General features: G+C 38.0%; 20 protein-coding genes. 10 read left to right on the top strand and 10 right to left on the bottom strand.

Annotation, left to right across the window (positions count from 1 at the left end; translation table 11 throughout):
- The first annotated feature begins 75 nt into the window (after nucleotides 1-75).
- Nucleotides 76-393: a hypothetical protein gene (locus Q4503_RS00460; RefSeq protein WP_215971706.1), complete on the top strand. Its 318-nt coding sequence runs from the start codon at nucleotides 76-78 to the stop codon at nucleotides 391-393.
- A 32-nt stretch (nucleotides 394-425) separates the two neighbouring features.
- On the opposite strand, the gene Q4503_RS00455 is transcribed toward Q4503_RS00460, so the two are convergent.
- Entirely contained in the window at nucleotides 426-1,292 is an 867-nt protein-coding gene (locus tag Q4503_RS00455) for a LysR family transcriptional regulator (RefSeq protein WP_303601232.1), read from the bottom strand.
- Nucleotides 1,293-1,413: 121 nt separating this feature from the next.
- Here Q4503_RS00455 and Q4503_RS00450 point away from each other — a divergent pair, with 121 nt between their 5' ends.
- Both Q4503_RS00450 and fghA read left to right on the top strand, forming a co-directional pair.
- Complete coding sequence (locus Q4503_RS00450; RefSeq protein WP_215971704.1) at nucleotides 1,414-2,544, top strand: S-(hydroxymethyl)glutathione dehydrogenase/class III alcohol dehydrogenase; 1,131 nt, start codon at nucleotides 1,414-1,416, stop codon at nucleotides 2,542-2,544.
- A 73-nt stretch (nucleotides 2,545-2,617) separates the two neighbouring features.
- Nucleotides 2,618-3,457: an S-formylglutathione hydrolase gene (gene fghA / locus Q4503_RS00445; protein WP_215971703.1), complete on the top strand. Its 840-nt coding sequence runs from the start codon at nucleotides 2,618-2,620 to the stop codon at nucleotides 3,455-3,457.
- Between the two features lie 79 nt (nucleotides 3,458-3,536).
- Here the strand turns inward: fghA and Q4503_RS00440 are convergent, their stop codons facing one another.
- On the bottom strand, nucleotides 3,537-3,917 hold the full coding sequence (locus tag Q4503_RS00440; protein ID WP_215971702.1) for a VOC family protein: 381 nt from the start codon (nucleotides 3,915-3,917) through the stop codon (nucleotides 3,537-3,539).
- A 229-nt stretch (nucleotides 3,918-4,146) separates the two neighbouring features.
- Here Q4503_RS00440 and Q4503_RS00435 point away from each other — a divergent pair, with 229 nt between their 5' ends.
- The 3 genes from Q4503_RS00435 to Q4503_RS00425 all read left to right on the top strand — a co-directional run bounded on the left by Q4503_RS00435 (nucleotide 4,147) and on the right by Q4503_RS00425 (nucleotide 8,777).
- Nucleotides 4,147-6,561, top strand: a complete 2,415-nt coding sequence (locus Q4503_RS00435; RefSeq protein ID WP_303601087.1) for a TonB-dependent receptor — start codon at nucleotides 4,147-4,149, stop codon at nucleotides 6,559-6,561.
- A gap of 42 nt (nucleotides 6,562-6,603) precedes the next feature.
- The gene (locus Q4503_RS00430; RefSeq protein WP_303601086.1) at nucleotides 6,604-7,977 is read left to right on the top strand and encodes a 5-methyltetrahydrofolate--homocysteine methyltransferase; all 1,374 of its coding nucleotides are present in this window, start codon (nucleotides 6,604-6,606) and stop codon (nucleotides 7,975-7,977) included.
- Nucleotides 7,978-8,321: 344 nt separating this feature from the next.
- Nucleotides 8,322-8,777 carry a Fur family transcriptional regulator gene (locus Q4503_RS00425; RefSeq protein WP_303601085.1) on the top strand — a complete coding sequence of 152 codons (456 nt, stop codon included), beginning with the start codon at nucleotides 8,322-8,324 and terminating at the stop codon, nucleotides 8,775-8,777.
- 73 nt (nucleotides 8,778-8,850) lie between these two features.
- Here the strand turns inward: Q4503_RS00425 and Q4503_RS00420 are convergent, their stop codons facing one another.
- From Q4503_RS00420 to zigA, 3 genes are all read right to left on the bottom strand, one after another.
- Nucleotides 8,851-9,870 (bottom strand): hypothetical protein, encoded by a 1,020-nt coding sequence (locus tag Q4503_RS00420; protein WP_215971698.1) that lies wholly within the window; start codon nucleotides 9,868-9,870, stop codon nucleotides 8,851-8,853.
- Between the two features lie 186 nt (nucleotides 9,871-10,056).
- On the bottom strand, nucleotides 10,057-10,800 hold the full coding sequence (locus Q4503_RS00415) for a DUF1826 domain-containing protein (RefSeq protein ID WP_215971697.1): 744 nt from the start codon (nucleotides 10,798-10,800) through the stop codon (nucleotides 10,057-10,059).
- Nucleotides 10,800-12,002: a zinc metallochaperone GTPase ZigA gene (zigA, locus tag Q4503_RS00410; RefSeq protein ID WP_303601084.1), complete on the bottom strand. Its 1,203-nt coding sequence runs from the start codon at nucleotides 12,000-12,002 to the stop codon at nucleotides 10,800-10,802. Before zigA ends, Q4503_RS00415 begins: the two co-directional genes overlap by 1 nt.
- Nucleotides 12,003-12,265: 263 nt before the next feature.
- Between zigA and Q4503_RS00405 the strand changes: the two genes are divergently transcribed.
- Nucleotides 12,266-13,048, top strand: a complete 783-nt coding sequence (locus tag Q4503_RS00405; RefSeq protein ID WP_215971696.1) for a haloacid dehalogenase type II — start codon at nucleotides 12,266-12,268, stop codon at nucleotides 13,046-13,048.
- Nucleotides 13,049-13,193: 145 nt separating this feature from the next.
- On the opposite strand, the gene Q4503_RS00400 is transcribed toward Q4503_RS00405, so the two are convergent.
- Nucleotides 13,194-14,174 (bottom strand): methylenetetrahydrofolate reductase, encoded by a 981-nt coding sequence (locus tag Q4503_RS00400; RefSeq protein WP_215971695.1) that lies wholly within the window; start codon nucleotides 14,172-14,174, stop codon nucleotides 13,194-13,196.
- A 247-nt stretch (nucleotides 14,175-14,421) separates the two neighbouring features.
- Between Q4503_RS00400 and Q4503_RS00395 the strand changes: the two genes are divergently transcribed.
- Genes Q4503_RS00395 through Q4503_RS00385 form a run of 3 tightly spaced genes read left to right on the top strand, consistent with a single transcriptional unit; the run spans nucleotide 14,422 to nucleotide 17,064 of the window.
- Entirely contained in the window at nucleotides 14,422-14,904 is a 483-nt protein-coding gene (locus Q4503_RS00395) for a MarR family winged helix-turn-helix transcriptional regulator (protein WP_303601083.1), read from the top strand.
- A gap of 2 nt (nucleotides 14,905-14,906) precedes the next feature.
- Nucleotides 14,907-15,971, top strand: coding sequence for an HlyD family secretion protein (locus tag Q4503_RS00390; protein WP_303601082.1), 1,065 nt, complete (start codon nucleotides 14,907-14,909; stop codon nucleotides 15,969-15,971).
- A gap of 25 nt (nucleotides 15,972-15,996) precedes the next feature.
- Nucleotides 15,997-17,064, top strand: coding sequence for a DUF2955 domain-containing protein (locus Q4503_RS00385; RefSeq protein ID WP_303601081.1), 1,068 nt, complete (start codon nucleotides 15,997-15,999; stop codon nucleotides 17,062-17,064).
- Between the two features lie 144 nt (nucleotides 17,065-17,208).
- Here the strand turns inward: Q4503_RS00385 and cyoE are convergent, their stop codons facing one another.
- Genes cyoE through cyoB form a run of 4 tightly spaced genes read right to left on the bottom strand, consistent with a single transcriptional unit; the run spans nucleotide 17,209 to nucleotide 21,053 of the window.
- The gene (cyoE, locus tag Q4503_RS00380) at nucleotides 17,209-18,087 is read right to left on the bottom strand and encodes a heme o synthase (RefSeq protein WP_215971685.1); all 879 of its coding nucleotides are present in this window, start codon (nucleotides 18,085-18,087) and stop codon (nucleotides 17,209-17,211) included.
- A gap of 34 nt (nucleotides 18,088-18,121) precedes the next feature.
- Nucleotides 18,122-18,451 carry a cytochrome o ubiquinol oxidase subunit IV gene (gene cyoD, locus Q4503_RS00375; RefSeq protein ID WP_215971684.1) on the bottom strand — a complete coding sequence of 110 codons (330 nt, stop codon included), beginning with the start codon at nucleotides 18,449-18,451 and terminating at the stop codon, nucleotides 18,122-18,124.
- Nucleotides 18,451-19,068, bottom strand: a complete 618-nt coding sequence (cyoC, locus tag Q4503_RS00370) for a cytochrome o ubiquinol oxidase subunit III (RefSeq protein ID WP_215971683.1) — start codon at nucleotides 19,066-19,068, stop codon at nucleotides 18,451-18,453. The genes cyoD and cyoC overlap by 1 nt, the downstream gene beginning before the upstream one ends.
- Complete coding sequence (gene cyoB, locus Q4503_RS00365) at nucleotides 19,065-21,053, bottom strand: cytochrome o ubiquinol oxidase subunit I (protein WP_303601080.1); 1,989 nt, start codon at nucleotides 21,051-21,053, stop codon at nucleotides 19,065-19,067. Before cyoB ends, cyoC begins: the two co-directional genes overlap by 4 nt.

Below are 21,053 nucleotides of genomic sequence, written 5' to 3'. Positions count from 1 at the left end.
AAATTTAATTTTCTACTAATTATTTAAAAAACTTATTATAAAATAAGGACTAATTTATGTTTAAGGTAGGTTATCATGGTTAATAACATAGTTAAAATATTGGTTTCTTTTACTATGTTAGTATTAGCAACCTCAGCATTTTCCCAACCTAAATTCTCACTTATACATCAACGTAACGACCGAAATTTAGCTGAAATACAAATTAAAAACAATACCTTAGAAACTTTAATTTGTTATGTTGCTATTGATGGACATAAAATATATTTTCGCTTACAAGCTAATCAACCTTCAACTTGGTATAACGCAACAGATCCACGCTTTAATTTTAGTAATTTTAGTACCTGGTGTGATTACTTATCTTTGCATCCTAAATATATGCCAAAAAGAAGATAACGAGATACCCGCTGAGCGCTCAAATTTTATAACTAAGTTAGATGTATTGACAAGTATTCAACCAGTAACCTAATTTTGGGTGATAAATGGCGGTTGTGAGGATAAAGTGCCCATATGCCTTCATCAAGCTCTCTCATATTATCTAGCACTGAAATAAGTTGGCCGTTTTGCAAGTACTGCTGCACGTAATAGTCGGGGAGCTGTACAATCCCTAATCCTTTTAGTGCTGCATCTACTAGGCTATATCCACTGTTATAACGTAACCTTCCGGTAACTCGGATATTTTTTTCTTTTCCGTCATCACTAAAGTGCCAATAATCTAACGTACCCAATAAGCAGCTATGCTTACTAAGCTCAGATAAAGAGTGTGGTACCCCATACTGATTCAAGTAAGCTGGCGAAGCACAAAGGTAATTTGTTCGCTTACCTAATTTTTTAGCCATCATGGTTGAATCAGGTAATTTACCAAGACGAATGGCCAAATCATAGCCTTCTTCTAACAAGTCTATTTTTTGATTGCTTAGGTTTGCATAAACTTCTACATCACCGTATTTTTTCACAAAATCATTTACCAAGGGCATGATCTTTTGTTCGCCATAAGTGGTTGGCGCTGTGAGTTTAATTTTTCCATGGGGTCTTGATTGCAAGTTAGAAATAGCGCGTTCGGCTTCATCTAAACCGTCAAGAACACTACGACAATGCTGATAAAAAATACGCCCTTCTTCGGTTAATGAAACCTTACGTGTGGTGCGATAAAATAGTTTTGTATCAAGGCGCACTTCTAGCGCACTCACTTGTCGGCTCACTTGCGCAGTAGAAATAGCCATTTTTTTTGAGGCTTGCGTAAAACTCTCTGTTTCTGCAACATGAACAAATTCACTAATGCCTTCCCACTTCATCATTGTTACCTATATGTAAAAGTGATTTACAAAAAACATATATTATCATCACTGAAGAAACAAATATAATAGCTATTAGTTTCGCTATTCAACAATCATCAACAAAGCTGTGAGAATCAAAATGTCAGATCAATTTATTAAATCAAAAGCCGCTATTGCCTGGGGTCCTAAACAAGCTCTGTCAATTGAAGAAATCGATGTAATGCTGCCTAAGAAAGGCGAAGTATTAGTTAAGGTGATAGCCTCTGGCGTATGTCATACCGATGCTTTTACTTTATCAGGCGAAGATCCAGAAGGTATTTTCCCTGTTGTTTTAGGCCATGAGGGCGGTGGTATTGTTGAGCAAGTAGGTGAAGGCGTAACAAGTGTTAGTGTTGGCGATCATGTTATTCCGCTATACACACCAGAATGTCGTGAATGTAAGTTTTGTTTATCTGGTAAAACTAACCTTTGTCAAAAAATAAGAGAAACTCAAGGTAAGGGCTTAATGCCTGACGGCACAACCCGCTTTTATAAAGACGGACAACCAATTTTTCATTATATGGGCTGCTCTACCTTTTCTGAATACACTGTATTACCTGAAATATCATTAGCAAAAGTTAATAAAGAAGCACCATTAGAGGAAGTATGCTTATTAGGTTGTGGTGTTACCACCGGCATGGGTGCGGTGATGAATACAGCAAAAGTTGAAGAAGGCGCTACTGTCGCTATTTTTGGCCTAGGTGGTATTGGTCTTTCTGCCGTTATTGGTGCAACCATGGCAAAAGCCAGTCGTATTATTGTTATTGATATTAACGAAAGTAAATTTGAATTAGCGAAAAAGTTAGGTGCTACCGATTGTATTAACCCTAAAAACTTCGACCAACCTATTCAAGACGTTATTGTTGAATTAACCGATGGTGGTGTTGATTACTCGTTTGAATGTGTAGGTAATGTGAATTTAATGCGTTCTGCATTAGAGTGTTGTCATAAAGGTTGGGGTGAATCAGTTATTATTGGTGTAGCTGGCGCAGGACAAGAAATTTCAACTCGCCCATTCCAATTAGTTACTGGGCGTGTATGGCGTGGTACTGCTTTTGGTGGCGTTAAAGGTCGTACAGAATTACCTGACTATGTTGAACGTTATTTAGCGGGTGAATTCAAATTAAGTGATTTTATTACTCACACCATGAGCCTTGAGGAAATTAATGACTCGTTTGACTTGATGCATAAAGGCGAGAGTATTCGCAGTGTTATTCATTTCGCTAAATAGTTGTTTTATTTTAGTCACATTTGTCCGTTCTTTTGTTGTGTAAAATAAAAGAACGGTCTAGTAAGGTTTTATCATGACCATTGAAAATTTAAGTGTAAACAAAAGCTTTGGCGGTTGGCATAAGCAATATAGTCACCCATCAACAACATTAAATTGTGATATGCGATTTGCAATTTATTTGCCACCACAAGCATCAAATGGTGACAAGGTTCCAGTATTATATTGGCTTTCTGGACTAACATGCTCTGATGAAAATTTTATGCAAAAAGCGGGAGCTCAACGTATAGCTGCCGAATTAGGTATTGCTATTGTTGCTCCTGATACTAGTCCTAGAGGACACAATGTTGCCGATGATGAAGGTTATGATTTAGGTCAAGGCGCTGGTTTTTATGTGAATGCAACTCAAGCACCGTGGCATAGTCATTATCAAATGTATGATTATATTGTTAACGAGCTTCCTTCATTGATAGAGTCTACGTTTCCTGTTAGCCATAAACGTGCAATTGCTGGACACTCTATGGGTGGACATGGTGCACTAACCATCGCAATGCTAAATCCTGAGCGTTACAGTTCAATGTCGGCGTTTAGCCCTATTTGTAATCCTATCAATTGTCCGTGGGGACAAAAAGCTTTTACCGCTTACTTAGGGAAAAACAAAGAAAAATGGCAACAACATGACGCTAGCGAGTTAATGCGACAAGCACAGAAATTTGTTCCTGCAAGAGTCGATCAAGGTGGAGCAGATAATTTTCTAATAGAGCAATTAAAACCAGAAATGTTAGAACTAGCAGCAAAAGCAAGTGGCTACCCTTTAGATTTACACATGCACGAAGGTTATGATCATAGCTACTATTTTATTGCGAGCTTTATTGAAGAACATTTGCGTTTTCACGCTAGCTATCTCAAGTTATAGTTATTGATAACTATTAAACCAGTACAAATGTGGCTTTTGTTTAATGCAGTAAGCCACATTTGTAATTTATGCTGCCGTCTTAGCCCATTCGGTATAAAGCACACACTTTATTGCCTGATGGATCTTTAAGATAAGCAAGATAAAGCTTACCAACGCCACCTTCTCTTACACCTGGCGCGTCTTCACAAACAGCACCACCATTAACTAAGCCAGCGGCATGCCATGCATTAACTTGTTCAGGAGATGTTGCAGCAAAACCAATGGTAGAGCCATTACCATGGCTAGCTTCATTACCATCAATAGGTTTCGTTAAAGCAAAAATCCCTGTATCAGTAAAGTAAAAGCATCTACCTAGGTCGTCAAAAACCCCCGGCTTATGACCTAACTCCCCTAAAATTGCATCGTAAAACACTTTTGATGCTTGTACATCGTTTGCACCTATCATGATATGACTAAACATGTAGCTTTCTCTTTGTTATGAAATTTCAGCCAAAGAATAGCACTTATTTTATTAAGCACGCTAATCATCTTCATAATATTTAAAACATCACAACCAAGTTGAAATGACATATTTGTAAAACAAAAAAAATAACCAATAAGGTTTTAATCTAATGATATTGCACCAGTAGTAGTTATGATATAACATATCATTAATTAAGGGTAATCAAAAAATAACACTGGAGTATGTAATGTTTAAAATCTCAGGAATAGCGGCCATTATTGGTTTGCTTTTACCTACTAGTCTGTTGGCACAAACGATCCAAGGCGAAGTAAAAAATGATAATGGTAAATCTATCGCTGGTGCTACGGTTAGAGTTGAAGGAACTGGCGCTGCAACGACCACTGATAAAAACGGCCGTTTTATTTTTCATGATCTAGCTTCTGGTAAAAATGAAATCCACATATCTGCGGAAGGTTTTGCTCATCTTCATCAAGACATAATATTATCAGACGATAAAACCGACCCTTTAACACTTGTATTAACACGATCTCCCATTGAAGTAATAGACATTGTTGCGACGCCTATTCATATGTCAGTAATGGAATCAGCAGCACCCGTTAGTGTACTTGCCGGTGATGCACTACGCCGTCAACAAGCTTCAACATTAGGTGATAGTCTGGAAAAGCTGCCTGGGGTTCAAAGTAACTTTCATGGCAATGTTGCTAGTACCCCTATTATTCGTGGCTTAAGTGGTCCACGCGTAATGATTGCACAAAATGGCTTAGATGCCAGCGATGTGTCAAGAGTTGGTCCCGATCACTCAGTTGCTTCAGAAGCTTCTACTGCACAACAAATTGAAGTACTGCGCGGCCCAGCAACCTTATTTTATGGCAGCGGAGCCGTTGGCGGTGTAATCAACGTTGTTGATGGACGCGTACCTACTGACTCAACTACTCGAGGTGAGTGGTTACTTGAAAATAATTCTGCTGATGATCGTAAATTAGCCTCTTTTAACCTAACAACTGGGACAGATTCATTTGGTTTTTATGCTGATGGGTATTGGCGTGAGTCAAATGATTATGAAGTTCCTGTTGAGGCCGAATTAGAAACTGAAGAAGAGCATGCTGAACATGATCATGATCATGACAGCGGTGATTTTACTGTTGAAAACAGCGCTGAAAAATCAAATGGTTTCACCTTAGGTACAAGCTATTTGTTTGATCAAGGCTATGTTGGTGTTGCTGTAGAGCAATTTAACCGTGAGTACGGTGTTCCTGGACACTCACATGGCGATGAAAGTGAAAATGTTTATGCTGATTTAGAGCAAACTCGCGTTCAATTATTAGGTGAGTTTAATATTGACAATGACTGGGTCAAACAAGTTAAATTTGCCAGTGGCTTTACTGACTATGAACATGCCGAAATAGAAGCGGGTCAAATAGGCACAATCTTTGAAAATCAAACTCAAGAAGTAAAAGTTGATATTATTCAAAGCCCTTTCTACGACTGGAATGGTGGTATCAGCTTCCATTTTAAAGACAGTGATGTATCAGCCGAAGGAGAAGAAGCTTTTACTCCGCCTTCAGAAGCACAAACTATTGCACTCGCTTTAATGCAAGAAAAGCACTTTGGTGACGTATTACTGCAGTTTGGTGCTCGTATTGAACATGTAAAAATAACCGCTGATAACGTACTGCTTCCTAGTTTAGACGCTCATTCGCATGATGAATCAGAAGAGGAAGACGCTCATGACCATGACCATGATCACGATGATGAAACAACAAGCAGCACACAAGTATTTGCAGTAGAGCATAAATTCACTCCGGTAAGCTTATCGGCTGGCTTAGTATGGGCATTTACACCAGGTTATAACTTAGGCCTTTCGATTTCACGTTCAGAACGTGCTCCTTCGGCTTCAGAGTTATTGTCATTTGGTCCTCATATTGGTACAGGATCGTATGAAATAGGGTCGTTATTTGCACTTAATGAAGATAATACTTCCCTTGGCTTATCAAATGAAGTGATCGACCTTGAAACGGCTAACAATATTGATTTAACGTTCAGAAAAACACAGGGGAACGTTGCCTTTGTGTTAAATGCTTTCTACAACCAAATAGACAATTACTATTATCAAACCTTTACTGGCCTTTATGCTGAAAGTGGTCATGACCATGGTGACGATGGACACGATCATGATGAGGAAGAGACTGAACTACCTGTTTACCTATTTCAAACAGATGACGTAGTACTTCATGGTTTCGAAGCACAAGTAGCTTGGCAAGTAAATGATACGTTCAAAGCGACAGCATTTTCAGATTATGTTCGCGCTAAGGTAAAAGACGGTGATGATTTACCACGTACACCACCGCTCAGATTTGGTACTCAATTCGAGTATCAAAATGAACAAATCAGTGCACATCTTGATATAACTCGCTATCAGGACCAAAACAACACGTCTATCAATGAAACTTCAACCGATGGTTATACCTTAGTAGATGCCAGTGTTTCTTACGATTTAGAAGTATTGAATCATGATATTGCGCTGTACTTGAAAGGCACCAACCTAACAGACACAGAAGCTAGGGTGCACACTTCATTTATTAAAGATATTGCACCTCGCCCGGGCCGTAGCTTTGCTATCGGTATCAGAGGTTACTTCTAGTTTAAAAACATATAACACTTACTTAATTAAGGAAAATACATTATGAAGAAATCATTTCAACTTAACCTAGTTGCGGCCTCTTTAGCCGCAATATTTCTCAGTGGTTGTGGCGATGCAGAAACGAAGATTGTTGAGAAAGATCCAATAGAAGTACCTGATGATGACCATGATCATGACGATGATGGTGATGACCATGATCACGGTGACGAATATACAATTGAATCATTGGGACGACTAGCGGTGTTATCTGCCGAAAGTAATACAACAACCTTATATGATTTAGACGACGGTGCTCTACTCGATACATTTTCATTAATTTATGATGGTAATGCTATAACGGCTTCTGCGGGTTACCGTTTTGCCGTAATTGCCAGCAGAAATAACGATTATGTTGGCTTTATTGATAGTGGCTTATGGCGTGAAGATCACGTTGAGCATTTACACGATTACCAACAAGCACCGGTAATGAGTGATTATCAATTAAACGGTAGTAGCCCAACCCACATCATCAAAAGCGATGATGAAATGATTATATTTAATGACGGTAATGCCGATGCAGGTGTATCAGCCTCTGTAGAAGTGTTAAAAGATACTGATATTAGCGGTGAAACAAGTGAACTTCCGCATATTGATTACAGTATCAATATGCACGGTGTAGCATTGGCTCATGATGAATATTTATTAAGTACTGTTCGTCGTGACGATACTGAGACTACGTCTGCAGGTACATTACCTGATCAGGTAGCTGTTTATCATTTACATGGCAATGAATATGAACAAGAACAAATTTTAGATATTACTTGTCCTGACTTACATGGTGCATCACAAAACGATGATTACATTGCTTTTGGTTGTACCGACGGAGTTTTAGTTGCTCATGAACATGATGGTGAATTTGAAGCTGTAAAAATTGCCAATATTGAATCAGTAGGTAGCTCTCGTATAGGTAGTATCTACGGTCATGAAGAAAGTGACTCATTGATTGGTGTTGCTGGTGGTTCGCTATTCGCCATTAATCCTGAAGTTAACACGATGGAAAAACTTGAATGGCAACTTGCTGAGGGTGTTAGTGCAGTTTCTTATGCTTTTTCACATGAAGCAGAATACTTTTTAGTGTTAGATAGCGCAGGCTACCTTAACATTCTAAATTCACATTCACATGATGGCGAAGCACATTGGGAGTTGGTAACTAGTATAGATATTTCTGAAGAAGATATTTCTACTATGCCTGAAGATATGTCATTTAGTATGACTGCCGCTCAAAATGGTGATCATGTATACGTGGCCGACCCTATTGCAAAACATATCCTTCAAATAGACTTAGCAACAATGACTATTGAAGACGATATTGAAATAGGTTTTTCTGCGAGTGCTATAACTTGGTTAGGTATTGCTGAAGAAGCACACGATCATTAATCACTAAGTATTATCCACCATACTAAGTTAAGTAGAGGCACCGACAATGATGGCGTCTCTACTTTTTATTTAAATCTTACCTACATGAAATCAATAACAAGCGATAACCTCTCTGTTATTCTCACCATTTTTTATCAAAACACATAATCAGTAAGTTAACTCAAACATCAGAAATTTATCAAAAAGCACCATTCTGTTGAAAAAAAATAAAGGTGTTCTCTGTCATTACTGTTACAGTGTTTAAATTCTCTAATATTAGCCAAACGCAGATCATGATATTATAGAAATAGAACAAGGTTCGACAACACTTAACGCGATAAATGAAATTAGTTTGAGATAAAAAAATGAATAAAGTTGACGAAATTATCGTACATGCAGAGCAGTATTGTAAAAAACACGGCACCCGTTTAACACCGAAAAGAAAACAAGTATTATTTTCTCTTATTCAATCGGAAAAAGCGCTTTCTGCCTATGATTTAATTGATTTATTTGAGAAAGATTTTGGTGAAAAAATACCTGCGATGTCGGTATACCGCATTTTAGAATTTCTTGAAAAAGAACACTTAGTACATAAGTTAAGTTTAGCGAATAAATATATCGCCTGCGCGCATATCACCTGTGATCACGCCCATGGTGTACCGCAGTTCTTAATTTGTGGTACGTGTAATGACGTTAAAGAAATTACTATCAACAAATCGACCATTGATGAACTTAAACAGAATATTGAGAATGCAGGTTTTCAACTCGTTAGCCCGCAACTAGAAATGAACTGTATTTGTAATACCTGCTCTGAAAAATAGCTTAGTTATTGTAAGAGCCATTACTACTCCACGGGACTTAGCAAGAAGTTAAAAGCAATGCAAAATTAACACATTAAGCTTTGGTGTTAATAAAGTTGTTCAGGCCGTCTTCAAACCAGTAGTCAAATTCTTGTTGATGATTAGGGTAAACTTCAAAAAGTAGTTGTTCAATATCATCTTCAGATAACACTGTACAAGGGTCTTCCATTTCCTTTGTTAGTATTGCCCTGAGAACTTGCCTGCCACTTTCATTACTCATCAAAAAATAGAACAAAGCTTTACTTTGCTGATAAAGTTCGTGTGTTTTAACGCCATGCCAATCAGTTTTAGAAAACAATATGGTCGATATCTGCTCGGGGTATTGCCGATGTTTCAACCATGTAAAATCAAATAACTGAATATCACCATTTTCGGATATTGCTTGGTAGTACTCTGCCATGCCTTCATTAATAAAACGTAAGGTGTAGCCAAAATATGCATAATTAAGTGCATGTATGGCTTCGTGAACACCGACTTTAATTCCTTGCTCATAATTTTTCACGTCAATTAGAGAGACGTTATGATAGGAAATGTACATTCCCTGCGTTCCTTCAGGTTCACGTCTATATTTTCTGGCTAAATCTTCATAATCTGCTCGGGTACTGCTAAAGAGCATAGTTAACAACACTGTTTGATTCAATTCAGTATTAAGTGATCTTTCAATATGCTGAAAAGCTGTATTCAACTTCTTTTTTAGTTCAAGGGTAAAGCTATCAGATTTAGTGTTGAGATTAGTATTAAGCTGAAAGTATTGATTTGTTAATACTAGCTTCTCTGGTCTTTTACATTGAACGTTTGGTGGTTCAACGGAGCTTGGTCGATTTATTTGAAAAGAATCAATGTCTTGATGAGGTTGATTAACATCAGGCATGTGCAACTGAGCAGCACTTTTTACTTGTTGTTTTTTTGAAAGATTAAGTGCCTTAGTAGTATTGTCGTCATTAATATTCGGTAGAAGTGTATTTACGACTAAATCAATATAACGCTCACCGACCGTGAATGTCAGCATGATAATAATTACAGCAATCAATAAATAATAAATTTTTTTAGTCATTATGTTTCTAGTACACAAACAATAATTATTTGTTTTAGTGAAAGGGGATTACGATAAAACACATACGGTTCATCATTCCCCATACACATAAATCAAGGCTAACGCTTAGGCCAAATGGTGTTGCAACAATAACAATATTAAGGTCACAGAGCCAATATACTAGCAATGCTTAATTAAATAATTATTTTAATCAATAAAATCAAGTGTTAGCAGTAACCGGCGCTCACCGTTTGGTACAGCAGGAGAACGATGAACCAAACCAAATCCTTGGGTTTCATCCCAATTTTCGCCTTTTAGTAGCGCAACATCACCTTGCTTAAGATGATTAATATTGTTCAGATCAGGAAAAAGCCCAGACTCTTCATCTGATTTTCCTTCATTCCCAGCGCCTAGTTTTGTACGATCAATCAAAGCATGTTCAAGCCATTCGCTTGCAATACCTTGATAAGTTGTCACTAAGCGACAAGGTATACGATCTACATGAAAACGTGGACACATTGCCTTATCTAATAATGTTAACCGTAACCCTGCATACTTAAGGTCAAACAAACAACAAAACATATCAACGAGTAAAGCGATATCTTTACTCAGAGTTACGGCTGCATTATCGCTACCTAAAGCGTTGCATAGCAGATCAAAGGCATCATCAGGTGATACTGTTAATCTTGTCGATTTCACTGTGTTTTCTTTAATAAATATCGCCGCTGCTGTCGCTAACTCTGGCGATAATTCACGCTTCCAAATAGCAATATTTATGTCTTCTTGGTATATCTTAGAAAGCACTTGGGGATTAAATTCTGCTACTGAGCCCTTTGCTTTTAAGCTGATGGTTGCTGAGCTCGGTGTGATTGTGTTAACTACCTGTTTCTCATTATTGTCATTAAGCGCATCAGGGGTCAATTCAGTCGTGGTAGCGGCTATCGCATTCATTATGCTTCCTCCCACTCTGGGAAAGGGTCATGCAAGGTTAACCAGTAATCTTTCCCCCTCAATAGTTCTTCTTCTGATAACAAACAGCTATCTAGTGCTGTAATCATTGCTGCTTCATCTAAATTTTGACCAATAAAAACAAGCTCTTGGCGCATATCACCAAAAGGTTCAATCCACTTTTCTTTAATTGCATCTAAAGATTCTTCATCTGTAGGCCAGTTTTCTCTGGGAATTGCCCGCCAAAACATACCCGCAAAACCGTATCGTGCAATGCCCCCAGCTTGACTCCATTGTCCACAAAATTGAGGACGCGTTGCCAACCAAAAGTAGCCTTTTGAACGAATAAGCTTGCCAAATTGTTCGGTGTTATGAAGGAATTGATAGAATTTTTCAGGATGAAATGGAGAGCGGGCGACGTAATTAAAGCTAGCAATACCATACTCTTCTGTTTCTGGTATATGTTCGCCACGCATCTCTTTAAGCCAGCCAGGTGCTTGCTGCGCCAATTCAAAGTCAAACAAACCTGTATTCAAAATATCATTTATATCAACTTTGCCTGAGGATATCGGGATTATTTTGGCGCGAGTATTAAGCGCTTTAATTGTAGCGATAAGCTGATTGAGAGCTGAACTATCGACCAAATCTGTTTTACTAATAAGTATGACATCAGCAAATTCAACTTGATCAACAAGTAAATCAGCAACACTACGCTCATCTTCCTCGCCAAGAGACTCTTCAGTGTCTTGCAGATATGTTGCTTGGTCGTAATCTTTTAAGAAATTAACAGCATCAACAACGGTTACCATCGTATCTAAAGTGGCTACATCTGATAATGACACGCCATCTTCATCTGCAAATGTAAACGTTTCAGCGACAGGTAATGGCTCAGATATTCCTGTCGATTCAATAACAAGGTAATCAAAATTGCCACTTTTTGCTAATTTATTTACTTCTAGCAATAAATCCTCTCTTAATGTGCAACAAATACAGCCATTGCTCATTTCAACGAGTTTTTCATTACTACGATTAAGTGACACTTCATTCTTAATGGTAGCAGCGTCAATATTTATTTCGCTCATGTCATTAACAATAACAGCGACTTTCTTCCCTTCTCTATTATTAAGAATATGGCTTAATACGGTTGTTTTCCCTGCGCCAAGAAAACCCGAAAGTACCGTAACGGGGAGTTTATATTCAATCATATGTAATTTATCTCAGATTCACCTACTAATTTTACGATATGTTACAACGTATCATTATGTTTTTCTAGTATACCTACAACAATTATTTGTTTAACTATCCGAAGAAAAATGTTTTCTAACCTAAATTCATACCGACATACATATTTAGAAACAATTAGGCAGGTCTTAATCTACAAACAATGAAATTTATTTAATGCTCCAAAGGTCTTTTCAGTAACAATATTTTATAACCCTTCTACTTAACCTTATAGGCATTTTTTATAATGATAAATTTTAAACCCTTTCTAATTAGCTTGTTAATTTCACTAAGCTTTATCTCGGAAGCCGCACTAGCAAAAGATTTAGACACCGATGTAAAAATACAACCCAAAGTAATTTTCTTTGATGTTAATGAAACATTATTAGATCTTGGTAATGTCGGTAAATCAGTGTCTAAAGCCTTGGGCGGACGAGATGAGCTTGTTCCTTACTGGTTTACCACAATGCTACACTATTCTTTGGTGGGTAATATGATTGGTGAATACAATAGCTTTGGTGAAATTGGCATCGCATCACTAGAAATGATTGCTAATCAAAAAAATATACCACTAACGAAAGAAGAAGCGCGTAAGGCAGTACTTACCCCTTTTAGAGATCTAGCCCCTCACCCTGATGTAGTTGAAGGCTTAAAAAGATTACGTGCAATGGGTTATACCATGATTACATTAACCAACTCATCTGATGCTGGTATTGCCGCTCAACTAAAAAATGCCAAGCTAGCAGAGTATTTTGACGGTTCATTAACAGTACAAAATTTAGAAACCTTTAAACCTGACTTAAAAGTTTATCAATGGGCGCAAGAGCAAATGAATGTTGCTCCTGAAGATGCCATGTTAATTGCTGCTCATGCATGGGATATAGCGGGTGCAGAAAAAGCAGGATGGCGCACAGGTTTTATTCTTCGCCCAGGTAAAGCGCTTTATCCGCTAGCAGGAAAGCCAGACCTTACAGGTAAAGATTTACTGGAAATAGTTGACCAATTAGAAGCGAATGCGGCAACTAAGTAATAGTAAATATTCATTCTGTAGATATTTATTGTTTGGTATTAATGTATTCAAACACTAAGCATAAAATATAAGACATAAAAAAGCGGTCAATATCAATTGAACCGCTTTTTTATTTAACTAAATCCGGGTGAAAATCACCGATACTTTAACTCTTGATCAGGTTATCAAGTTCCTTTCTTGCTAAGTACTTGTCCATGGTTGAGCGCAATAACTTGTATAGTAAAATTGAACCGTCAATTTCTTCTTTACGGTTCGTTAAACTTTCAATATTTAAACCGAGTGGTAAATCATACGGGACTAACGCATCTAATATTTGCTGTAAGCTATTACAACAAATGCGAATAGACTCATATAAAGGTTTTTCTGCATTAAGTATACGCAAGCTGGTTGCTTCAGGAACACGCACACCTAACCAGTCAATAAACTCTAATGTTTTTTTACTACCACAAGGTGAAAAGGTTAAAATAATACGTTGTGGTTTTAAGCCTTGCTGTTGGCATTCGATAGCATAGCGAGTCAACATATCAATAGTAGCTTGAGGGTCATAAATTGCTTGTGATATAAAGAAATTACAGCCTTGTTGATGCTTTTCAATTAAGCGTTGGTGTTCATTACCTTTTTTAGCATGGCGCTCAGCAATTGTTATCCCGCCAATAAAAAAATTATTCTGATTTTCTACCAGCGTTTGGTAAGCTTCACCAAGTGGTAAGCTAATTTTATTATTCTTTGATGGGCTACCCACCAGCACAACATCACGAACACCAAACTTTTCCCATGCTTCATCAGCCCAAGTATTAAATGCTGCAGTATCTGACTGCACTACACTTTTGTATGTAATAACCGGACGTTTTGATTTTTTGTTTAATAATGACGAATATAAACGTGGATCATGTGTACTTTTAAACGGAAAAGGACGAGGAACATTCGTTCTTGAATCTTCATCTTGAATGTCATAAATAATTAACCCATCAAAATCTATATCACTGACACGATCAAGTAATTTAGTCGCAATATCTTCTACTTGCTCAATAGGAGTGTCACTTTTTGGCGGTGTAGTGCCAATAAAGTAAACACCACGGGAATTATCGTTATACCTAATTCTTAATTCTGATTCATTTTCTAGCATAATTATTTCGCAAGTTATGAGTGAAAGCCGATTTTGATGATGAAGGCTTATTAATGAACAGCAGTATATCAGTAAACTTTATATTTTTAAATAGACGTTTAGCCGTCTAGAAGAAGGTGTAATATAATCTCATACCAGCATCAATACTAAAGAATATTGCCACATCTAATTTACTTAGCTTGCTAAGTAAATTGAACGCTGTATAATACTTAGCAAGCTAAGTATTATGAAAATTGTGAGAATTATTATGTCAAAGCCACTACCTAATAAACAAAATGTTAATAACCCAAGCCTAGGTTGGTTGCTAAGTAGAGTAACTCGTCTATGGCGCGGCGTTATATCTCAAGCAGTGAACCCCATGGAAATGACAGAAGCGAGATGGTCAGCGATGATGAATCTTAAAATGTTAGGAGAAGGGACTTCACAGCATATGTTAGCTACCGAATTAGGTATAGAAATGCCTTCTTTAACCCGTACGGTTAACCAACTCGTTAATTTAAACTTAGTCGAACGACGTCCTCATCCAAGCGATGGTAGATGCCATTGTTTATGGTTTACCCCCGCAGGCAGTGAATGCATAGAAATGTTAACCGGCAGTGTAAACATGGTTCGCGCAGAGCTTACTAAAGGAATATCTAACGATGAACTCAACGCACTATTTAAGGTACTTCGAAAACTAGAACAAAACGCTTCTATTATGCTTAACAAATATCATGTAGGTGAGAAATAGCCATGGCTCCAGATCAAATATTTAAACGTTGGGTGCATGTTGCGCTTGTCGTCTTTGCTATTTCCTTTGTCTATTTTTTATATGCCGATTTATGGATGCCGGTTAGTACACAATCTAGAGTATTGCACCCTGTGGCAAATATTTCAGCCAAAGTGAATGGCCAAGTAAATAAGGTCTACATCAACAATAATCAAAGCATACAACAAGGCCAACTACTGTTTAGTTTAGATAAAGAACCTTATAAAATTGCTGTTGATAAAGCAAAATTAGCCTTAGAAAGTGTTGCCCAAACTAACCATCAATTAGACGCTGCGATTATCGCTGCACAAGCGATGGTAAAAGTATCAGAAGCCAATGTTGACGAGCTCAAAATTGAAGTTGAGCGAGTAGAACGTTTAATTAAATCAAATATGGTTTCTCGTCAATTGTATGATAAAACTATGTCTAATTATCAGTCGGCACTGGCCCAAGTAGAAGCATCGAAAGCCGACGTATTAAAACTTAAAACTCAAAGAGGGGACGCTGGCAGTGACAACTTACTATTACGTCAAGCCAGAAATAACTTACAAAACGCTGAGCTACAATTAAGCTATACAGACGTACGTTCAGAAGTGTCAGGACGCATAACCAATTTACAATTACAGCCAGGAAAGTACGCTCAGGCTGGTACCCCTGTTGCAGCGATAGTGCTAAAACAAGGTGACATCGTCGCTGATTTTCGAGAAAAATCATTAAGTAACGTAAAGATAGGTAATAAAGCGTCAATCATCTTTGACGCTTTTCCTGGCCAAGTATTTGATGGAAAAATAATCGCCATTGATGCAGGAATAAAAGACGGCCAACTAAATGCTGACGGCTCGCTTGCTGATCCCGTTAATTCAGATCGTTGGGTGCGTGATGCACAGTATATGCGTACTCATATAACCATCACTGATAAGCCAGCCTTACTCGATATGATGCCATCTGGTGCCAGAGCCACGGTACAATTACACCCTGGCGAAGGACTAACGCATTGGTTAGGTAACGTGCAAGCTTATATCATCAGCATTATTCATTACGTCTACTAGCTGCAACATCATGAAGCGTATCCTAATGAAACCCTTATCTGGCTCAAGTAATATACTGAAACTTTCCCATAGAGCACTTACTGGCAACGAAATACAACAATGTTTACGGGTCGCTTTTGGTGCGACTTTAGGTTTCACTATTAGTAAATTGATGGACTGGAATTACGGCACCTTTTTTACTGTGTATCCGATGTTGTTATTGGGTTTAGTACCTGTACTCAATGCGCATATTATTCGTCAGTTTTTAGCCAATATGGCCGTAGCGAGTGTATTTATACTGCTAGTACATGGAATGCTTGGTGATCAACCGATTCCGATGACTATTGCTGTTTTTTTAATGTTCGCTTTTATGTTTCGATGTATGTCTCAAGGCCCCTACTTTTTATTTGGAGCCCTAGGCATCGTCAGTTTATCTGTGCAATTACACTTTGTTAGTTACAGTAACGTGTCAGCAAATGATCTCGTTATGTCAAACGCTACCGCCTGCATTACTACCGTGTTTTTAGCAATTTTTATGCACTCAATATTTCCTGATGTAGAAGCAAGAGGTAAACCACCCATAGCGAATAAACCTAAAAGTAATGGTCGTCACGAAGTTATTTTGGCCACAAGTGTCGCGACCTTGTCTTTTGTTGTTTTTCAGGTGCTCGATTTACAGGACTCGCTATCCGCACAAGTGTCCTCAGTATTAATTTTATTTCCTCTCAACTGGTACGGTGCTGGTCGTGCGGCACTAAACCGAGCAATTGGTACACTAGTAGGATGTAATGTTGGATTAGCTTGGCAACTGATCTTACTTCAACATTCTGGCATATTATGGTTTGTTAGCATCGCTCTGTGGATTAGTATCATGCTATTTGCGCGCTACCACGCACTTGAAGGAGGCGGCTCCGGCGCAGGCTTTGGCGCAATGACAACCATGGGGATTCTATTTGGTCAATATTTAACGCCTCAACAAGACTTAGTATATAACAGCCTTTATCGTTTTACGTCAGTGTCTGTTTCTGTGGGAGTAACGTTATTAGTAGTTTATTTAATGCATAGATTACTCAATAAATTTGTCAGTACTCGATTTGTGATGGCTAATAAATGATTAAAAATAACGGGCTAAAATATTGAGGAGCAATTAGCTTTACCTAAAAATGCTATTTGTTATACAAAAAAACTTAAATTAATCGATCGAAATAAATTAATTTAAGTTTAATTCTTGCTTATCATTCAACTTATTTGGTAGAACTTAATAAGTTATATACGGCGTAATACTTTGATAATCAACCGCCATTGCAATGCTTAATGCCGTAATATTAATAATTGAAAACGCAAATACCTGACGCGCCCAACCAACAATATCGATATCACGACGATACCCGCGCAAGGCCATAAGTAACCACCAGAAACTGGTTGTACAGGCAACAGCCATAAAGGCTGCCCCGGTAAAACCAGCAATAGGCAATAACATAACAACAAGTGCATATATTGCAATGTACATTACAATGTGATGCTTCGCTTTATCAATACCTTGTGACACAGGTAATACTGGAATATTAGCCGCTTGATAATCTTTAAAGCGAAAGATGGCAATTGCATATGAATGTGGCATTTGCCATAAACAGAACATCACTAATAAAATTAAGGCTTGCATATCAAACGTTCCCGTTACCGCACAGTAACCCACAACAGGCGGAACCGCACCTGAAAGACTACCAACAAAAGTACCGTAAACAGAGTTACGTTTCATATATAGGCTATAAACACCCACATAAATAAAGTAACCAAAAGCCGCAAAAAATACCGCTACAGGTGTTGTATAAGCGATTAATAACCCAAAGCCAATAATCCCTAATATAACACCATGACTTAATGCTGTTATAGCAGACATTTCACCAGTGACCGTCACGCGCTTACGAGTTCGAGCCATAATGATATCTATATCTCTATCAATCACGTTATTAATGGCACAACCTGAAGCAATAACAAACGATAAACCCATTAAGGTTGCCGCCATTAACCAGGGTTCAACAGCACCACGAGAAGCCAATAAAAAGCCCCCTGCAACGCTGATGAAGTTACCCATAATAATGCCTGGTTTAGTGACACTTAAGTACCGACGAAACATGTTAACCTCTCTTAACAGCATTTATTAGCTGCAATTAATACATCATCATTGCGTTTGATGCGTAAATAATCCAAACAGACAACCCAACCACCATAATGATAATGAGCGCACTGAACAAAAACGAGAAACTACTGGCTCGCCCATCTTCAGTAATGAAGTTAAGGTGTAAAAAGTACTTTAAATGCACCCAAATTTGAATGATAGCTAAGCTAACAATACTCCACAGTGTGGTCACTTTTGAATAATCACCACTCATCACTAGATAAAATGGAATCGCGGTTAAAATAATCGATAATACAAAACCTATTAGGTAACTTTTAACACTACCGTGCGATGCATCATGATGTGTTTCATTATTGCTCATTACATTGCCCCCATTAAATAAACAACCGTAAATACACAGATCCACACAATATCTAAAAAATGCCAGAATAAGCTTAAACAACTTAAACGGGTAACTGTCGCTTTACCTAAACCACGACGAGCAACTTCTATCATCATAATGGTCATCCAAATTAACCCAGCGGTTACGTGTAAACCATGTAAGCCAACTAAGGCGAAAAATGAACTAAGAAAAGCACTTTGCTGTGGACCATTACCGTGTGCAATTAAATGCTGAAATTCATAAATTTCCATCCCTATAAACACAGCCCCCAAACAAAAGGTAATCGCTAAAAATACTAATGTTAAGGCTTTCTTGTGGCTATGAGCTGCAATCATGGCAAAACCAAAAGTAATACTACTTACCAATAAAGCAGCGGTTTCAATAGCGACAAAATCTAATTCAAAAATATCTTTACCAGAAACACCACCCGCCGTGTTCATAAATAACACGGCATAAGTCGCAAAGAATGAAGCAAATAATAGGCAATCAGTCATGAGGTATAACCAAAAACCAAAAACGGTATCACCCGAAGTGTCATGATGCTCATGTGCTTGGTGTGTTGATATCGCTTCTACGTTTACAGAAAGTGTACTCATGCTTTTACTCCTTCACGACCACTTAAATTATAGGCCTCTTCTGTTTTTGCTATTTCTTCAGGCTGCACATAATAATCAACGTCATTGCTGTAACAACGTTTAATAAATACCCCTATAGCACCAACAAGACCAACAATCGCCAACCACCAAATATGCCAAATCATAGCAAAGCAAAAAACTGATAGTGTTGCCCCCATAAATACACCAGCCGATGTGTTTTTAGGCATATGTATTGGGCTATAACTTGCTTTACTTTGATAATGCTGACCTTTTTCTTTCATATCGGTCCAGGCGTCAATATCATCAACATGTGGAATAACAGCAAAGTTATACGCTTGTGGTGGTGACGAAGTTGCCCATTCAAGCGTATGGCCATTCCAGGGATCTCCCGTTTTGTCATCTAATGCTTCACGATCTCTAAAGCTCACATATAATTGAATTACTTGCGCAATAATACCGAACATAATAATCACGGCACCCACAGCGGCAATATATAACCAAATATTCCAATCAGGATTATTTGTGTGGTTTAAACGACGTGTCATACCTAAGAAGCCAAGTACATATAACGGCATAAAGGCAACAAAGAAGCCAACGATCCAACACCAGAATGACACTTTTCCCCAATATTCATTGAGCTTAAAGCCCATTGCTTTTGGGAACCAGAATGCAAAACCTGCAAGATAACCAAATACTGCACCACCAATAATAGTGTTATGGAAATGCGCAATTAGAAACAAACTGTTATGCAGCACATAATCTGCACCAGGAATTGCCAACAATACGCCTGTCATACCACCAACAGTAAAGGTCACCATAAAACCAAGAGTCCACAATACAGGTACTGTGGTACGTAAACGGCCACGATAAATGGTAAATAACCAATTGAAGAGTTTCACTCCCGTTGGTACGGCAATAACCATAGTCATTACACCAAAAAAGGCATTAACGTTGGCGCTTGATCCCATGGTAAAGAAATGATGTAACCAAACAATAAAACCTAAAATTGAAATCGCACCACTTGCATAAATCATTGATTTATAGCCGAATAAACGTTTACTTGTAAAGGTAGAGATAACTTCAGAGAAAACCCCAAAAGCAGGTAAGACTAGAATATAAACTTCAGGGTGACCCCAAGCCCAAAACAAATTGATGTACATCATGGCGTTACCACCACCATCATTAGTGAAAAAGTGAAAGTCCATGTAACGATCAAGCGTTAACATCGCTAATACAGCGGTTAAAATTGGGAATGATGCAGCAATTAAGATATTTGCCCAAGTACAGGTCCAAGTGAAAATAGGCATTTTCATTAGCGTCATACCTGGTGCACGCATTTTAAACACGGTAACTAAAAAGTTAACCGCCGTTAATAGTGTTCCCAGTCCAGATATCTGCAAGGCCCAAATATAATAATCGACCCCCACCCCAGGACTAAAGCTCAACTCCGATAATGGTGGATAGGCAACCCAACCTGTTTTAGCAAATTCACCAAAAACCAGTGAAAGGTTAATTAATATTGCGCCACTAGCGGTTAGCCAAAAACTCAAATTATTAAGGAAGGGAAATGCCACATCACGGGCACCAATTTGTAATGGCAAAACGATGTTCATTAAACCAACCATAAATGGCATCGCCATAAAGATGATCATAATGACACCATGTGCCGTAAATATTTGGTCATAATGTTCAGGCGGTAGATAACCTGCCGCACCACTAGTGGCAAGCGCTAACTGCGAACGCATCATAATGGCATCACTAAAACCACGAAACAGCATGATTAAAGCAAGTAAAATATACATAACGCCTAAACGTTTATGGTCAACCGAGGTGATCCATTCTCGCCACAATATTCCCCATTTTTTATACTTTGTAATAAGCGCAAAGAGCACAAGCCCTACGAATACAATAACAGCCATAGTCACCATAATAATGGGTTCATGAAATGGAATGGCATCTAACGTTAAATTACCTAAAAATGGCAT

It is taken from the genome of Colwellia sp. 6_MG-2023 (genome assembly GCF_030547765.1).
Lineage (GTDB): Bacteria > Pseudomonadota > Gammaproteobacteria > Enterobacterales > Alteromonadaceae > Colwellia.
This window is presented reverse-complemented; position numbering and strand designations above follow the sequence as displayed.

Bases quoted from the DNA above. Each gene is read 5' to 3' on its own strand.
- Q4503_RS00425 (WP_303601085.1), top strand. From the start codon at position 8,322: ATGAATAAAGTTGACGAAATTATCGTACATGCAGAGCAGTATTGTAAA.
- cyoB (WP_303601080.1), bottom strand. From the start codon at position 21,053: ATGCCATTTTTAGGTAATTTAACGTTAGATGCCATTCCATTTCATGAA.
- Q4503_RS00460 (WP_215971706.1), top strand. From the start codon at position 76: ATGGTTAATAACATAGTTAAAATATTGGTTTCTTTTACTATGTTAGTA.
- Q4503_RS00415 (WP_215971697.1), bottom strand. From the start codon at position 10,800: ATGAATGCGATAGCCGCTACCACGACTGAATTGACCCCTGATGCGCTT.
- Q4503_RS00435 (WP_303601087.1), top strand. From the start codon at position 4,147: ATGTTTAAAATCTCAGGAATAGCGGCCATTATTGGTTTGCTTTTACCT.
- Q4503_RS00390 (WP_303601082.1), top strand. From the start codon at position 14,907: ATGGCTCCAGATCAAATATTTAAACGTTGGGTGCATGTTGCGCTTGTC.
- Q4503_RS00455 (WP_303601232.1), bottom strand. From the start codon at position 1,292: ATGAAGTGGGAAGGCATTAGTGAATTTGTTCATGTTGCAGAAACAGAG.
- cyoE (WP_215971685.1), bottom strand. From the start codon at position 18,087: ATGTTTCGTCGGTACTTAAGTGTCACTAAACCAGGCATTATTATGGGT.
- fghA (WP_215971703.1), top strand. From the start codon at position 2,618: ATGACCATTGAAAATTTAAGTGTAAACAAAAGCTTTGGCGGTTGGCAT.
- Q4503_RS00450 (WP_215971704.1), top strand. From the start codon at position 1,414: ATGTCAGATCAATTTATTAAATCAAAAGCCGCTATTGCCTGGGGTCCT.
- Q4503_RS00440 (WP_215971702.1), bottom strand. From the start codon at position 3,917: ATGTTTAGTCATATCATGATAGGTGCAAACGATGTACAAGCATCAAAA.
- Q4503_RS00385 (WP_303601081.1), top strand. From the start codon at position 15,997: ATGAAACCCTTATCTGGCTCAAGTAATATACTGAAACTTTCCCATAGA.
- Q4503_RS00400 (WP_215971695.1), bottom strand. From the start codon at position 14,174: ATGCTAGAAAATGAATCAGAATTAAGAATTAGGTATAACGATAATTCC.
- zigA (WP_303601084.1), bottom strand. From the start codon at position 12,002: ATGATTGAATATAAACTCCCCGTTACGGTACTTTCGGGTTTTCTTGGC.
- Q4503_RS00420 (WP_215971698.1), bottom strand. From the start codon at position 9,870: ATGACTAAAAAAATTTATTATTTATTGATTGCTGTAATTATTATCATG.
- cyoD (WP_215971684.1), bottom strand. From the start codon at position 18,451: ATGAGCAATAATGAAACACATCATGATGCATCGCACGGTAGTGTTAAA.
- Q4503_RS00405 (WP_215971696.1), top strand. From the start codon at position 12,266: ATGATAAATTTTAAACCCTTTCTAATTAGCTTGTTAATTTCACTAAGC.
- Q4503_RS00430 (WP_303601086.1), top strand. From the start codon at position 6,604: ATGAAGAAATCATTTCAACTTAACCTAGTTGCGGCCTCTTTAGCCGCA.
- Q4503_RS00395 (WP_303601083.1), top strand. From the start codon at position 14,422: ATGTCAAAGCCACTACCTAATAAACAAAATGTTAATAACCCAAGCCTA.
- cyoC (WP_215971683.1), bottom strand. From the start codon at position 19,068: ATGAGTACACTTTCTGTAAACGTAGAAGCGATATCAACACACCAAGCA.